21 protein-coding genes and 1 pseudogene are annotated in these 12839 nt (G+C 60.8%); 19 read left to right on the top strand and 3 right to left on the bottom strand.

Going from position 1 to position 12839, the window contains the following annotated elements:
• Positions 1-30: 30 nt before the first annotated feature.
• From B5X82_RS27180 to B5X82_RS25545, 10 genes and pseudogenes are all read left to right on the top strand, one after another.
• Entirely contained in the window at positions 31-243 is a 213-nt protein-coding gene (locus tag B5X82_RS27180) for a hypothetical protein (RefSeq protein WP_235862804.1), read from the top strand.
• A pseudogene (locus B5X82_RS25585) lies at positions 150-602 on the top strand (SDR family NAD(P)-dependent oxidoreductase); the annotation flags it as partial. The gene B5X82_RS27180 and the pseudogene B5X82_RS25585, both read left to right, overlap by 94 nt.
• A gap of 167 nt (positions 603-769) precedes the next feature.
• The gene (locus B5X82_RS25580; protein WP_235862803.1) at positions 770-1063 is read left to right on the top strand and encodes a hypothetical protein; all 294 of its coding nucleotides are present in this window, start codon (positions 770-772) and stop codon (positions 1061-1063) included.
• On the top strand, positions 1060-1869 hold the full coding sequence (locus B5X82_RS25575) for a hypothetical protein (RefSeq protein ID WP_021223030.1): 810 nt from the start codon (positions 1060-1062) through the stop codon (positions 1867-1869). Before B5X82_RS25580 ends, B5X82_RS25575 begins: the two co-directional genes overlap by 4 nt.
• A gap of 11 nt (positions 1870-1880) precedes the next feature.
• On the top strand, positions 1881-2504 hold the full coding sequence (locus B5X82_RS25570) for a DUF6884 domain-containing protein (RefSeq protein WP_031293059.1): 624 nt from the start codon (positions 1881-1883) through the stop codon (positions 2502-2504).
• A gap of 73 nt (positions 2505-2577) precedes the next feature.
• Positions 2578-2835, top strand: coding sequence for a hypothetical protein (locus tag B5X82_RS25565; protein ID WP_037492888.1), 258 nt, complete (start codon positions 2578-2580; stop codon positions 2833-2835).
• Positions 2836-3056: 221 nt separating this feature from the next.
• Positions 3057-3374: a hypothetical protein gene (locus B5X82_RS25560; RefSeq protein WP_021223033.1), complete on the top strand. Its 318-nt coding sequence runs from the start codon at positions 3057-3059 to the stop codon at positions 3372-3374.
• A 616-nt stretch (positions 3375-3990) separates the two neighbouring features.
• Positions 3991-4464, top strand: a complete 474-nt coding sequence (locus B5X82_RS26570; protein WP_139385175.1) for a hypothetical protein — start codon at positions 3991-3993, stop codon at positions 4462-4464.
• Positions 4465-4695: 231 nt separating this feature from the next.
• Positions 4696-4917, top strand: coding sequence for a hypothetical protein (locus tag B5X82_RS25550; RefSeq protein WP_004213291.1), 222 nt, complete (start codon positions 4696-4698; stop codon positions 4915-4917).
• Positions 4918-4979: 62 nt separating this feature from the next.
• A complete protein-coding gene (locus B5X82_RS25545) occupies positions 4980-5219 on the top strand; it encodes a hypothetical protein (RefSeq protein ID WP_037492884.1) in 240 nt (79 codons plus the stop codon).
• 15 nt (positions 5220-5234) lie between these two features.
• Here B5X82_RS25545 and B5X82_RS25540 read toward each other — a convergent pair whose 3' ends face one another.
• On the bottom strand, positions 5235-5495 hold the full coding sequence (locus B5X82_RS25540) for a hypothetical protein (protein ID WP_235862802.1): 261 nt from the start codon (positions 5493-5495) through the stop codon (positions 5235-5237).
• A 32-nt stretch (positions 5496-5527) separates the two neighbouring features.
• Positions 5528-5749 (bottom strand): helix-turn-helix domain-containing protein, encoded by a 222-nt coding sequence (locus B5X82_RS25535; RefSeq protein ID WP_226998751.1) that lies wholly within the window; start codon positions 5747-5749, stop codon positions 5528-5530.
• Between the two features lie 191 nt (positions 5750-5940).
• Here B5X82_RS25535 and B5X82_RS25530 point away from each other — a divergent pair, with 191 nt between their 5' ends.
• The 9 genes from B5X82_RS25530 (at position 5941) to B5X82_RS25490 (ending at position 12452) form a co-directional block, all read left to right on the top strand.
• Positions 5941-6675: a sigma factor-like helix-turn-helix DNA-binding protein gene (locus B5X82_RS25530; RefSeq protein ID WP_021223036.1), complete on the top strand. Its 735-nt coding sequence runs from the start codon at positions 5941-5943 to the stop codon at positions 6673-6675.
• Positions 6665-7363: a recombinase family protein gene (locus B5X82_RS25525; protein WP_021223037.1), complete on the top strand. Its 699-nt coding sequence runs from the start codon at positions 6665-6667 to the stop codon at positions 7361-7363. Before B5X82_RS25530 ends, B5X82_RS25525 begins: the two co-directional genes overlap by 11 nt.
• Before the next feature lie 393 nt (positions 7364-7756).
• Positions 7757-8071 carry a single-stranded DNA-binding protein gene (locus B5X82_RS25520; RefSeq protein ID WP_004213277.1) on the top strand — a complete coding sequence of 105 codons (315 nt, stop codon included), beginning with the start codon at positions 7757-7759 and terminating at the stop codon, positions 8069-8071.
• Positions 8072-8179: 108 nt separating this feature from the next.
• Entirely contained in the window at positions 8180-8431 is a 252-nt protein-coding gene (locus tag B5X82_RS25515) for a helix-turn-helix transcriptional regulator (RefSeq protein ID WP_007016081.1), read from the top strand.
• 9 nt (positions 8432-8440) lie between these two features.
• Positions 8441-8788 carry a hypothetical protein gene (locus B5X82_RS25510; protein ID WP_235862801.1) on the top strand — a complete coding sequence of 116 codons (348 nt, stop codon included), beginning with the start codon at positions 8441-8443 and terminating at the stop codon, positions 8786-8788.
• A 30-nt stretch (positions 8789-8818) separates the two neighbouring features.
• Positions 8819-9577, top strand: coding sequence for a ParA family protein (locus tag B5X82_RS25505; protein WP_011627740.1), 759 nt, complete (start codon positions 8819-8821; stop codon positions 9575-9577).
• Positions 9574-10599: a ParB/RepB/Spo0J family partition protein gene (locus B5X82_RS25500; protein WP_021223041.1), complete on the top strand. Its 1026-nt coding sequence runs from the start codon at positions 9574-9576 to the stop codon at positions 10597-10599. Before B5X82_RS25505 ends, B5X82_RS25500 begins: the two co-directional genes overlap by 4 nt.
• 271 nt (positions 10600-10870) lie before the next feature.
• Positions 10871-11422 (top strand): plasmid mobilization relaxosome protein MobC, encoded by a 552-nt coding sequence (gene mobC / locus B5X82_RS25495; RefSeq protein ID WP_021223042.1) that lies wholly within the window; start codon positions 10871-10873, stop codon positions 11420-11422.
• Entirely contained in the window at positions 11409-12452 is a 1044-nt protein-coding gene (locus B5X82_RS25490) for a relaxase/mobilization nuclease domain-containing protein (protein ID WP_021223043.1), read from the top strand. Before mobC ends, B5X82_RS25490 begins: the two co-directional genes overlap by 14 nt.
• Here the strand turns inward: B5X82_RS25490 and B5X82_RS25485 are convergent, their stop codons facing one another.
• Complete coding sequence (locus B5X82_RS25485) at positions 12453-12683, bottom strand: hypothetical protein (RefSeq protein WP_021223044.1); 231 nt, start codon at positions 12681-12683, stop codon at positions 12453-12455.
• Between the last annotated feature and the right edge of the window lie 156 nt (positions 12684-12839).

Raw genomic sequence — 12839 nt, 5'->3', positions numbered from 1 at the left:
ATCAGGGATGAGGGCGGAAGCGCCGATTTCGTGCAGCTCGATGTATCGAAACTGGAAAGCTGGAAAGACGCGGTAAGTGCGGCCGTTCAGACTTTCGGCGGCCTGACGTCACTGTCGAACACTGCTGGCATCATCCATATGCAGGCGTTGAAGAAGAAACGATGGATGGCTGGAACCGGATCATCTCGGTTAACCAGACCGGTGTTCTTCTGGGCATGCAGGCGGCTCTTCCCGAGTTGGTGAAAAGCGGAAACGGCGCCATCGTCAACGTCAGTTCCCTGATCGCCCTGATCGCGGCACCAGGTTCGATCAGCTATGGCGCCACAAAAAGCGCTGTCCGGATGATGTCCCGCATCGCCGCGATGGAATATGTAAAAAAGGGCGTTCGGGTAAACACCATTGTGCCGGGCCCCATGCGCACGCCGATCACCGCGGATGTCCCGCCCGATATCCTTGAGGCCCAGATCGCCAAAATTCCGATGGGATCCCTGGGCGACCCCGAAGATATCGCCTATGCAGCAGTCTATCTGCTTTCAAATGAATCCAAATATGTCACGGGCGCCGAACTTGTCGTCGACGGCGGTTGGTCCGTCAGTGCCTGACCAATAAAAACGCCGCTCGGATGCGGCAGCGATTTCGCAGATCAAGCTCCCCCCTTGGGCACTCTTCTCGCCCTTGGAAAACTGGCCCGGCAATGCTTGATGCAATGCCGGGCCTTCCTTTTATTCAGGCATGATGGGATTGACGGGCAAATCCGCGCCCTGACGGGTTGCGGGATCGCTCTCCGCGTAAACAGGATAGTCGGTGTATCCGTCTGAAAATCCGTATCTACCGCCAGACCGAGCAGGACTTTGACCGGATCGAGATCGAGGGCGCGACCTTTGAAACAATCGTTAACCGGGCAGCGGTCGAGGGGCTTCAATGCAGCGGTTATAACAGCAATCCGAGCCAGCGGCTTGAGTTGCAGGGCGCACCGAAATTCAAGGGCGTTTGCGGTCCTATGTGGGATGGCGATGCGATCCGCTACGAGTGCAGCGCCACCTATGCGGAGTTGAGCGCATGAGCGCCGCCGCCGCGATCCGCACCGCGCAGGCCGACGAGCTGGGCGACCAGATCATTGCCGCAGGCTTCGCGCCGAACGGCTTTCTGCTGGACATTAACGGGGCGCTTGATGTGCCCCGCGACTTTCCCCTTTCTGCGCCGTGGAATCTGCCGTCGCGCCTGTTCCAATTCCCCATCGAGGTTATCCGCGCAGAGCAGGACGAACCGCGCAAGATCGGTCTTCGCCATCCTTTGCTTGCCGCCCATCCTTTTGTGCAGCACGTCGAGCGCGCGCTAGGGATCGAGATCGCTCGCGATGGCGTGACGAACCGCCACGGCTACAGCAATCGCGCTCATTCGCTCTGGCATCATGCGGTGGACCTTATCAGCGCCGGGAAATGGCGGGAATTGCTGGAAACGCAGGAGTTCACCGAACCGCGCAACATCTTCAATGCCGTGGTCTATGGCCTGACCTACTCGCACCATGAGGACAAGAAGGCGAGCGGCCACATCAGCACGGGGGAGGCTCGCCAGATCATGCGGGAAATGGGAGCGACCGAGCCGACCGATCGCGCCGCCATGCTTCGCAGCTTTTCCGCGCCGTCCCCGTGCCAGCAGGATCGCGGGGCCGAGCATTGGCCGATCAATCTTCACGGCCCATGCGCCGAGGATAAGGCATGGTCCTTCATCATCGGGATTGAGGACGGTTGGTTCTCCTATGACCGTTCGGGTTTCCTGCAATGGTCCCCCAAGGGCCGCGACCGCTATGCCGCAGGCGATAGTGACAGCTACACCGAGGCGAGCGGCCAGACCGCTTTCGCCTTTTGACGGGATCGAGCATGGCACGTCATTGCATCCGAGAACCCCGCTACATTCCCCCGGTGCAACGCATCGGGGAACAACCCGACCTGTTCGGCGGCCCGACCCTTTCCCACGTTGCCGAGCGTAAGGGGCCGCCGAAAGGATGGCAGCGCCAGTTGCAGAAATGGGGCCGCTGCACCGTCATTGCTGATCTTGAGGCCGCACCTTTGCCCGCAATTGAACCGGCCCCGCCCCCGCCTCCGATTTTCCTTGTCGCTTGCGTAGCGGCGAAACTGGACCGTCCCGCCCCGGCGCGCGATCTTTACATATCGCCATGGTTTCAGAAGGCACGCGCCTATGTCGAAAGGCAGGGAGGGCCATGGTTCATCCTGTCCGCAAAGCATGGCCTGATCGCGCCGGAAACCGTGATCGCGCCTTATGACGAGACGCTATGCGCGATGAAGGCAAGCGCGCGCCGCCTTTGGGGCGCGCGCGTGATCGAGGCGATGGCCGACCAGATCGACGCCGCCGCGCCGCTGATCGTTCTCGCAGGCCGACACTATCGCGACCCTTTGTGGCCGCAAATCGAGCGGCGCGCGTCCGCGCCGATGGAGGGGCTTGGGATCGGCCAGCAACTCGCTTGGCTCGCTCAAGAATGGTGACGGAGTGCAGCTTGCCGTCAGGCGGTTTGACACCTTAAATCAGCCTGTGATTATGAACGCCCCCTCAGAACCCTTGTGGACGCAAGGTCAGGCCATTGCCTATGAGGCAGCGCTTGAGGCGATCAATGACGTGATCGCCGGTTACAGCGAACAAATCGCACTAGAACAGGACCGTCAGAAGCCAGATGCAGCGCGTATCTCGTGGCTTGAAATGCGGACGGATCATGCGTCCGCAACCAGTCATGCCCTTACCGTCACCGATGATGAGAATGTCCGGCAAGCACTGCTGGAATACAGCGCCATGGTGCGGGCGAGGGAAGCCCCAAGGTAGCGGTCTGCCCTTCGGGCAGGCGTTGATTTGTTAAATCCCCCCGTCAGTGTCTTCCTAGCATGAGGGACGCACCAGGCCGCATCAAGGATCGGCGGTCCCCCCAATTTGCTGCGCAAATCGGCTCCCCCACCGCCCGCTAGCGCGGCCGCTTCGCGGTCCCTGACCCGACCCGGCGCGACCCTCTCCTTGGCCTTGCCAATTCCGGCAACAAGGAGGTTGTTATGTCTCATCGTCTGTTCGCTCAGCTGGCTTTCGAGCGCGCGCTTGGAAATGCAGCGATCGACGCCTTGAGGAATGCGGTCAACGACAAGGACCATTTCGATGCGGAGAGCATGTGGCCGAAAGACCCGATGTTCATCGGCAAGACGAGCGCCGACATCGAGGCTGTTTCGGCCGAGCTGGCGCAGATCATTGCGGATCGCATCAAGGATGTGCTGGACGGTCCCGGCATCCGCAACATCGAGCGCGGCGAGTGCTTTGATCCGCAGCTTGTCGCCTTGGTCCTAGAGGCCAAAGCAAAGCGCGGCCAATCCGGCTGACGCCGGAGGGGCGGGTCTGGCCCGCCCCTTTTCGCCCGTTGACCGAAACCGATGATCTCGGTGCCCCATCCAGTGCGGGCCTAGAGCTTATCGTTTAACGCTGGCTGCATTTTAGGTCGATCGCGCCCATTGTGAGCTGCGAAGGCGAACCGCCTTCGCGCGCCACTTCCTCATCAATGCAACGTTGCCTTGGGCTGCGCGTGTCCTTGGGCTGTTCTTCCACAACGTAAACGGTGCGGCCATCGGGCGTGACTACGGTTCGCACCGGGGGTCTGTTCGTGCGATTAGCCCCCGGCTGCGCCGGCACGACATACACGGTGCGGCCATCTGGCATAGTGACGACGCGCGGGTGTTCTCTGGCAGACTGCGCGGCAACCGGCGCTGCGATCGAGAGCAACGCGCATATCTTCAATGAATTTGCCGCTACGCCCATACGCCTTCCTCACCAACCATCAGGATATGAGCCTGCGCGCCAACGACCGCAAGCAAGCGATCACAATAAGTTGATTGGCGTCGGCCCGCCCGTTCGCGTTACTTTTCAGGGCGGGAAATGATCCCGCTAACGGGAGCCGGATAACCGCGAGGACCGGCCCCACAACCTGAAAAGGAGAGAGCCATGAAAATGGCTGTTCGCGCCATGCTTGGCGCATTGGCGACGCTTGCCCTGGCAAGCCCATCGTTCGCAGCGACCGTTGCACCAACGAGCTACCCGTTCACCCTCAAGGGAGGTGGCAACGTGGTTCAGGGCAGTAATATTTGGGCTTGCGGTTGGACTTGGCAGGCGCAAACCACCTCATCCACGGGCGGAACAATTTCCGGCGGTGTCGGAGATACCAATCCGAATTGCGGCCAGCTTTCGGTGCCCGCCACCACTTGGTCAGCTACGTCAGCTACGACCGGGGTTCTGCATGGATTCAGTATTATTGGCGGCAACCTCAATAGTTGCAGCACGTCGCAGGACGTGCCCTTCACCATTATGAAGAGCGGAAACAACGCAACGTCGTTCTTTTTCAATTCGGTGAATTTCGGGCCTAGCTGCAACTACAATGCTAACCTCAACACTGGCGCAGCATTGACCGTAACTCCGTAGCCGCCTGCACGGGCCGGGGCATCGAACCCCGGCCCGTGCAATCTCTTCTCTCTGTGTGTCGTGGCATTTTGGCATGGGTGCGCGCCAACTTTCAAGGATCGGCGGTCCCCCCAATTTGCTGCGCAAATCGGCTCCCCCACCGCCCGCTGACGCGGCCGCTTCGCGGTCCCTGACAGCCGGCGCCGGTGCCCATGCCGGGTATCTCCCGTCACCAACGAGAAGGAGAACCGGATGCACATCAAATTGTTTAGAGCGCTGAAAGCGGCTAATCTCTCCGACGACGCCGCAGCGGAAGTAGTAGAGGCTATTGAGGAGTATATCGCCGTGAAGGTTCAGGAGGCGAACAAGGGAATCGAAAGCAAGCTGACGGCGCAAACCTGGGTCATCGGCAGCGTCGGTTTCGTCCTCGCAGTCATCGGCCTCGCGCCCGCTTTCATCAAACTGTTCCAGTAAGACAAAGGGAGGCTTCGGCCTCCCTTTTTTTGCCGAACCGCCCGATTGCCAGGAGATGCCATTTGACCGACTTCGCACAAGCACGGCTCGATATGTTCGAGAGCGGTTTGTTCAGCCAGGGGGATGCGTTCTGGCGCTGGATAGCGACCGACGAGGCACGGCCCGATCTGGCCGCGTTTGCCGCCGATCGCGCGCCTCCCCGTGAGGGCGAGTTTTTCGCGGTCGATCTTGCCGCAGAGGATCTACTTGATCCCGATCATCTGGCCGAGCTGGCCCAGCACATCGAGGCGGCGCACGGCTAGCGCCATGCGCGGGGTTTATCCGCGAGCGGCTTTGCGCTGTTGCTCCGCCACGTCGCGGATCATAGCTGCCCAGCATCCCAAGATCATGCCCTCTTCGTTATCGACTTCGCTTGTCGCTACCGCATAGATACCCAACAAGTTTGCGACCTCGCCCATCTCGACAATGCCTTGGCGCGCAAGCAGCGTGGCAAACATCGAGAGTGCTCCCCCCATTGCCCGCACCAACGGCGCATCTTGTGGCAGGCGGTCAAATTCGCGGGGCGGGTTACTGGACATAGATCGTTCCAATCAAATAAAGCGACTGCCTTTCAGGACTTATCGTCGGAAGTGCTATCCGCTGCCAATAATTCGACAACCGATAATCTGAAAACATCGGCAAGGCTCTCCAAGGTAGCAAGCGTTGGATTGCCTTGTCCGCGAACCATGTATGAAATATGCGACGCCGCAACGCCCGAGCGTTCGGACAACTCCCCTTGAGTTATGCCTAGTTTCTTTAGTTCGCGAGCGATGTTGGCCCCGAGCTGGGTCATCAACGGCGATGTTCGTTTCAGGTGTAGGGTTGGCATCGCGCTCGTTTCCTTTTCGCTAGGCGCAGAATGTCGGTTCCACCGGCATGGCGCAATAGGGTTGCTCAAACGGCTTTCTGCGCCATGGCTTTCGCGCCTAGCGCAGATGGTATAGATTGTGCGCCATATTAGCACGAGCAAGGTTCAAACCCGGCATGAACGGTCAGGACGACGCGATGAAATCGGCCATGGAGCTGTTTGCAGCCCGGCTTGCAAAGCGCGATGTGGCGAGGTCGATCACCGACCATCGAACCGTCGAGCGGTTGATTGCGATGCTGGAACCGCATGAGCAACAGGTTGTCCGCTTGCGGATCGGGCTTGGCCCCTCTCCCGCGCTCACTCTTGCCGCGACTGCAAAGATCGTCGGCGTGTCGCCAAGCCGCATCGGCCAAATCGAGGACAAGGCATTCCGAAGGATAAGATGGGTCTGCAACAACATAGACATTCACGATCGTTCGGCGCTGGATGCTTTGATCGCGCGCAGGCGTGATGAAGCGGCTGAGGCCGAGCGAATCAGGAAACGCGATGCCTTGCAAAAGGCGCTAGATCAGGAGCGGAAGCGCAAGGCCAAGCAAGACCGGGATGAGGTCAGGCGAGCGAAGGCGCGCGATTCCGCTTGGAACCGCAAACTACGCGTGGCGCAGGCTGAGCTTGATCGGATGAAATCCGACGCTCAGTTTTTTGCCGAACAGATCGCTCAAATCGAGCAGCGCGCTAATTGGCTGAGGGCAATTTTGCCGCGCGACCGCCAATTGGCGGCGCTGCGCGAACAGGCCGATGAAATCCGCGATGCAATCGCGAGCGCAGAAGCCAGCATATCCAACATGCTGGCTTCTCCCCCGGATGGTCCCCAGCTAGGCAAGGAAGCTTCAACAAACGATGGCCACTGATATTGAGCCGTCCCCTGCCCTCGCGCCGCAGATCGCCCGCGTTTATTTGCGCGTCAGCACCGATGCGCAGGACTTACGCCGGCAGGATGCCATCGTGGCCGAGGCGAAGGCAGCGGGCTATTATGTCGCGGCAGTCTATCGGGAGAAGGCATCGGGTGCCCGTGCCGACCGCCCCGAGTTGCTGCGCATGATTGCCGATCTTCAACCCGGTGAAGTGGTGATTGCCGAGAAGATCGACCGGATTAGTCGTCTTCCCTTGGCCGAGGCCGAGCAGCTGGTTGAGACAATTCGTGCGCGAGGCGCGCGACTTGCCATCCCCGGCGTCGTGGACCTGTCCGACCTCGCGGCCGACGCCGAGGGCATCGCCCGCATCGTGCTCGAATCTGTTCAGGCGATGCTCTTGAAGATCGCCCTGCAGATGGCCCACGACGATTACACCGATCGCCGCGAGCGACAGCGCCAAGGTATCGCCTTGGCAAAGGCCGCAGGGCGCAGCGGAGGGCGCAAAGGCGATCGGGCAACGCACGCCCGCATTGTGGCATTGCGCGAAGCGGGAAAGAGCATCGCCAAAACCGCAGAGCTGGCCGATTGCGACCGCAGCACCGTCAAGCGGGTGTGGGCGGCCCATCGTGCCGCCCAGGTGCAAGAACCCAGCCCTCAACGAAATCACCATGAGCGGAATCGCTGATCGCCCTTTCTGTTCGGCTTCAAGCCGGTGGCAGCTGCCACCGGCAGTCCCCTGCCCGCGTCATCGGACTACCAGGCAGGGAAAGAGCGGCGGAACCGCGACAGGGTTTTCCAATCGCCGCCGCGCCGATCGAGCGCAGCGATCTATGGGAGCCAATGGCCGGTGGCAGCTGCCACCGCCGCCAGTCCAAATTGCTGCATCTACTCGCGCCGTTTCCTTTGGGCGTTGCTGTCTGACGGATACGAACTCCGCATCGCCACTAATGCGGGCAAGCAGAAAACCGGCCTTCGGCCTTGGGTTTCCGCAAGCGGACCCTCCCATTTTCAGCTTGCCCGCGTGGCTCAGCTCCGCCGCAAAAAATCCGTCAGCAACGCTTATCCAAAGGAGACTACCATGCAGAACATCGCTGAATTTCGGATCATCGGCCGCGTTGGCAGTGTCGATACGACCGATAAAGTCACCCATGTTTCCGTCGCCGCGAACTACAACCGCAAGGACGGCGATGAATGGAAGACCGATACGCACTGGAATCGCGTGACGTTCTTCCGCCAGCTGGCAGAGCGCGCCGCTGACTTGGGCAAGGGCGACCTGGTTCACATCACCGGACGGGTCCGCCAGAACAGCTACGAGAGCAATGGCGAAACCCGCTACTCGGTGGACCTGATTGCTGAGGGGCTGGGTATCTTGGTTCGGGGCGGGGCTGACTAAGCCCCCTCCCCTTTCTCCTAAAACGGGCGGCCTGGTGGCCGCCCTTTTTTGTGGACAATGCCTTTCATAGACCCTAACAAGAATAGGGTCTAACTATGCGAGGCATCTGTGGCGGCCAAACTGTTCAATCGTGTAGCGAGCTTGCGCGTCGCTTCCGGACTTACGCAATCCGAGCTGGCAGCAAGGATTCAAGTCTCACCTGAAACAGTCGCGGCCATCGAGAACGGCAGGCAGGACGCCACTTTGCTGACGGCGCTCCGTATGTCGCGTGCCCTGCGAACCGAGGTGCCGAACATCTTCAGGGAGCAGCCTTTCCCTAAGTTGATCGGCTCCGAGCGAGGCGAGAGCCGAACAGCTTAGGAGGCCGCTATGCGCCGTGAGATTGCCAGCAAACTTCGGCGCGCAGCCAGCGTGCTACGGACCGTCATGATTTGGGCATCGCTTGCCCTGTGGCTTGCGATCGCGGCAATTGCGCTGATCGTCGTCCTTGCAGTCGGTCTCGCGGCCTATTTCGCTTTTGGCTGGCTTGGAGTGGGAGCCGTCGCCGTCTTCGTGATGATCGTTCTCTTCGGCAAAGACCCACCAACCGAACAGACCGGCCCGCGCCGCAAGCGCAAGGGCCTCAACCTGAATGACGATCCGAACCCTTGGTATATGCAGTCGCAGTATCGCTTCGGATCGGGAAACAGCGCCGCCCACAACCGCTGGCACAAGTAGCCCGTGGCGCAGCCATTGAAGGGATTCTCAATGCGAACAATCGTAGTGACCAATGAGCGCGGCGGCATCGGCAAGACCACGCTTACCTGTCATATCGCGTGGCATCTGGCCGAGCAGGGCAAGCGTGTCGTGGTCCTGGACCTGGACAAGCAATGCCACAGTGCCGGGATGCTGAAAGCGGAGTTCGAGCAGATCGGCCCGGTTCAGTCGATTCTTGACTTCGAACCGAACGAAGAACCTCCGGCGCTGGCCTGTTTCAAGAACACACGGCAGATCGTCGAGTTGACGACTGACAGCCCGCAGCAAGGCCAGCACATCGGCGCTTATGTCCGCGCCATTCGTGCCGGCCTTGCCAAGCACTACGACTACTGCGTGATCGACACTGCGCCCGCGTGGGATGGCCGGAACCTCATGGCCCTGATTGCGTCCGATTATGTCGCGGTCCCACTGGACCCCGACAAAACCGCGCGTCAGTCGCTCAACGAAATCTCGCAAAGCATCAGCCTTGCAAACAAGGTGCGCGGGGAGGGGAACGCGACCCGGTTCGGGATCGTGTTCAACCGCGTTCAGACAACGAGCGAAGTTTCAAAAATGCTGATGGACCGCATTGGGCAGGCGCTTCCTGCCAATGTGGTGCCGCACACCATTCCGCACCGCGAGCACATGCGCGAGGCGGCGCTACTCGAAATTCCCGTTTGGCGCTTGGCAAAGGACACGCGGCGTAGCGCGCCGATCGTGCGCGAAGTCGTCTCCTACATTGTCGATCAAGCTGAGAGGGAAGCCGCATGAGCAAGGCAGCTGTCAAACCGGCGAAGAAGAGCTTTGCCGACTTCGATATGGACGCGATGGACTTTTCGGCCGTCCCCGCGAATACCGAGTTCAAGGCAGCTGGACGGTTTCAGCGCCTTCCGCTCGATGACATTGATCCAGACCCCACGCAGGTTCGCCGGGAGTTCGACCAGGCCGAGATTGATGCACTGGCCGCGACCATCAAGGACCGCGGCTTGCTGCAACCCATCGTTGTCGCGCCAACGTCGAACGGCCGCTACATCATCCGCTACGGCGAGCGGCGCTACCGCGCGTGCCGCCAGCTTGGTTTCGATCAGATCGACACCGTTCTGGATCAGGCGGACGCCGAACGCGATATTGGCCTCGACCAGTTTCTTGAGAACGAGCAACGCCAGGCCCTGAGTCTGGCCGAGCGCGTCAGTTTTATCGCGAGCCGCGTCAGTGACACGCTCTCGACAAAGGATCTAGCCGTGCGCATCGCCAAGCCGCATTCGGAAGTGAAGCGGCTCTACTCGCTGCGCACCTTGCCCGAGGACATTCTCGCCGCGTTGAAGAATTGTTCTCCGCGTGCCGCCGTCGCGATCAAACACGCGATCGAGCTGGACGAGCAGGCCACGCGCAATTTCGTGGTCGCAAACGAAAATCCAACAGCCGCCGCCTGTGAGCAGTTCCTTGCTACGCTCCAAGGCATTCCCGAGGAAGAGAGTGCGCAGGCCGGTGCCGCTAAAGCGATTGACGATCCAGCGCCGCCCCAAGGTTCGCGCGCGCCGGTGGCAGTTGCCACCAGTGCGACGGATGAACGTCAGGAGCGGCCCGAACCGGATGCCCGCGACGACGAGCGGGAAGGGGAGGGCGCAACGCTTGCCGATCCTTCCGATCACAAGCCGCGCACCCCCCGTCAGCCGAAAGAGGCCACCGACGCACCGGCCATCATCATTCAGGGCCGTCGCGGGATTGTTCTAGGCGGCCAGGTCACGGTTCGGTTCGACGGCGAGGCCGCGCCCCAAACCTTCGACTTCTGATAGCTTTTACCGTCCACGTTCACTCAGCATCGAGGCGATGTGGAATTTAGAGCGGTGGCAGTTGCCACCGCTTTTTCTGATAGCTTTTACCGTCCACGTTCACTCAGCATCGAGGCGATGTGGAATTTAGAGCGGTGGCAGTTGCCACCGCTTTTTGTTTGTGGGGTAGGTATCTACTGTATGGCAGGATAAGCCTTGCGGCGGCTAATGTTAACCGTTACGCTCAATCCCATTGGATCGCGCTTCACGGTTGGGAGATACCTACCCCCACATGGAAAAGACGCTGGGCTTCAAGATCGAGGCGACCAAACTCGCAAAGATCGACGCGCTCGCGCAGACAAGGGGAGGGCGCGGCCCCTTCATGCGTCAGCTGGTTGACGCCGTGCTCCGGCAGTCCGGGGCGGCCAGCGAGGCCGCGCCTGTTGCCGACCGCGAGGCCGCTGGCGAGCATCGCCTTTATCTTCGTCCGACCGAAACCGAACTGGCCGTGATCCGCCATCGCGCAAAAGAGCGCCGCATGACCCCGGCGACCTGGGCCATGGCTCTTGTGCGGCGACACATCGGCATCGCCGCGCCTGTCGATCGCGAATTGCGCGAGGAGCTGTTGAATTGCCGTCAGGCGTTGCAGCGCATTGGGCGCAACGTGAATCAGATCGCCCGAGCCGCGAACAAGATGGCGCTGGCGGACAATGCAGCGGAGATCGCCGGCGAGCTGCAAAAGGTCAACGATCTGCGCGCGGCGATCGGCGCGGCCGTCGAAGGTATCGGCGCTGCTACGAAAGCTGACCTGTCCTATTGGGAGGTTTCCAGTGAGCGACTTTGACAGCAGCTTTGAGGCGGGACAGCTCGCCGCGCTGTTCAAACCAAAGCTGACCAGCGACCCGAATAGGCGCGGGGCTGACATGTTGCTGCGCTCGCTGAGTTCTAGGCGGGCAGGCCAGGGCGGGAGCACCCGGGCGCGGCTTGCCCGCGTTGTCAGCCGTGCTCCGGAGGTCATGGTCAAGGTTACGGGCAGGCCGAAGGGCAAGAACCATGCGGCTGCGCATTTCGACTATATCGGTCGAAAAGGCGATGTGCCGCTTGAAACGCGTGATGGCGACATTCTGACTGACAAGGAAGATCGGGCGGAGCTGGCGCGCGATTGGGGCGATCCTGTCTATTGGCGCGACAATTCTACCGTAGCCGCCGTGAGCATGGTTTTTTCGATGCCGTCAGGGACAGACCCCGACAAGGTTCTTTCAGCGGTGCGCGAGGTCGCGCGGAGCGAGATCGGGCATGAGTGGGATTACGTCCTGGCGCTGCATACGGACACACCGCGGCCCCACGTTCATGTGACGGTTGCGGCGCGCGGTGATACGGGAAGACGCTTCAACCCGCGACCTCAAACGCTGCATCATTACCGAGAGCGCTTTGCCGAGGAATTGCGGGCGAGGGGGGTTACAGCGGAGGCAACGCCTCGCGCAGCGCGTGGTGTCGGCCGAGCCGGTCAAAGCATGGCCCTGAACCGGATGCGGCAGCGCTACATGGCCGGCACCGCACCTGCGCCGTTTGCCAATCAGAAAATCACTTCCGCCGCACGCGACCAGCTGGCGGGGCGGTCTACCGCTCCGGATTTCGTGGTGCGCGGGCGGCAGGCATGGAATGAGACGCATCGCCGCTATCTAGCCGCCGCCAAGCGGCTTGAGGCAAGCAGCGATCCAGCTGATCGCCAGCTTGCCGACCAGGTGCGGGAGTTTGTGGGGGCAGGGCGAACGCCTACAATCCATGAGCGATCGGTTGCCGCGATCGAGCGGAAGCGGCAGAACGAACGATCTAGGGACCGCGATCGTTCGCGTGAAGGGCCAGAACGCTAGCTACTTGCCGTGCTTGGTCCAACCAACGCTGTTTGCACGTTCCAAGGCCATCAAGGCGTCTGATACCGCCTTCTGCGCGACTAGAAGATATCCTTCGGCAATGCTGGGCCATGTTAGCTCATCGAACGGATTTGTGACGTTGCCGTTGAAATAATCGAGAGCTTCATGGGCGCGTGCAGCCGCCTCGATTACCTTGGCGGTATGTTTCTTTGCCCTGTCAGATTTCTTCATCGTGCCTCATGAGGCCATAGCCCATCAAGAGATCGAGGGCATAGCGTGAAAGGTACGCCAGACGATGGAGTGGATGGCTCCCGCTCACCGGCTGAGGCAGACTGCCTCGGCTGAAGAGCGAGGAGACGGACGATGAGTGAGATTGTCACGATTGGG

The sequence above is a fragment of the Rhizorhabdus histidinilytica genome (genome assembly GCF_900167915.1).
GTDB lineage: Bacteria > Pseudomonadota > Alphaproteobacteria > Sphingomonadales > Sphingomonadaceae > Rhizorhabdus > Rhizorhabdus histidinilytica.
This window is presented reverse-complemented; position numbering and strand designations above follow the sequence as displayed.

What these genes read in the sequence shown, in the direction of transcription:
- B5X82_RS25575 (WP_021223030.1), top strand. Translation starts at nt 1,060, where the DNA reads ATGAGCGCCGCCGCCGCGATCCGCACCGCGCAGGCCGACGAGCTGGGC.
- B5X82_RS25570 (WP_031293059.1), top strand. Translation starts at nt 1,881, where the DNA reads ATGGCACGTCATTGCATCCGAGAACCCCGCTACATTCCCCCGGTGCAA.
- B5X82_RS25560 (WP_021223033.1), top strand. Translation starts at nt 3,057, where the DNA reads ATGTCTCATCGTCTGTTCGCTCAGCTGGCTTTCGAGCGCGCGCTTGGA.
- B5X82_RS26570 (WP_139385175.1), top strand. Translation starts at nt 3,991, where the DNA reads ATGAAAATGGCTGTTCGCGCCATGCTTGGCGCATTGGCGACGCTTGCC.
- B5X82_RS25550 (WP_004213291.1), top strand. Translation starts at nt 4,696, where the DNA reads ATGCACATCAAATTGTTTAGAGCGCTGAAAGCGGCTAATCTCTCCGAC.
- B5X82_RS25540 (WP_235862802.1), bottom strand. Translation starts at nt 5,495, where the DNA reads ATGTCCAGTAACCCGCCCCGCGAATTTGACCGCCTGCCACAAGATGCG.
- B5X82_RS25535 (WP_226998751.1), bottom strand. Translation starts at nt 5,749, where the DNA reads ATGACCCAGCTCGGGGCCAACATCGCTCGCGAACTAAAGAAACTAGGC.
- B5X82_RS25530 (WP_021223036.1), top strand. Translation starts at nt 5,941, where the DNA reads ATGAACGGTCAGGACGACGCGATGAAATCGGCCATGGAGCTGTTTGCA.
- B5X82_RS25525 (WP_021223037.1), top strand. Translation starts at nt 6,665, where the DNA reads ATGGCCACTGATATTGAGCCGTCCCCTGCCCTCGCGCCGCAGATCGCC.
- B5X82_RS25520 (WP_004213277.1), top strand. Translation starts at nt 7,757, where the DNA reads ATGCAGAACATCGCTGAATTTCGGATCATCGGCCGCGTTGGCAGTGTC.
- B5X82_RS25510 (WP_235862801.1), top strand. Translation starts at nt 8,441, where the DNA reads ATGCGCCGTGAGATTGCCAGCAAACTTCGGCGCGCAGCCAGCGTGCTA.
- B5X82_RS25505 (WP_011627740.1), top strand. Translation starts at nt 8,819, where the DNA reads ATGCGAACAATCGTAGTGACCAATGAGCGCGGCGGCATCGGCAAGACC.
- B5X82_RS25500 (WP_021223041.1), top strand. Translation starts at nt 9,574, where the DNA reads ATGAGCAAGGCAGCTGTCAAACCGGCGAAGAAGAGCTTTGCCGACTTC.
- mobC (WP_021223042.1), top strand. Translation starts at nt 10,871, where the DNA reads ATGGAAAAGACGCTGGGCTTCAAGATCGAGGCGACCAAACTCGCAAAG.
- B5X82_RS25485 (WP_021223044.1), bottom strand. Translation starts at nt 12,683, where the DNA reads ATGAAGAAATCTGACAGGGCAAAGAAACATACCGCCAAGGTAATCGAG.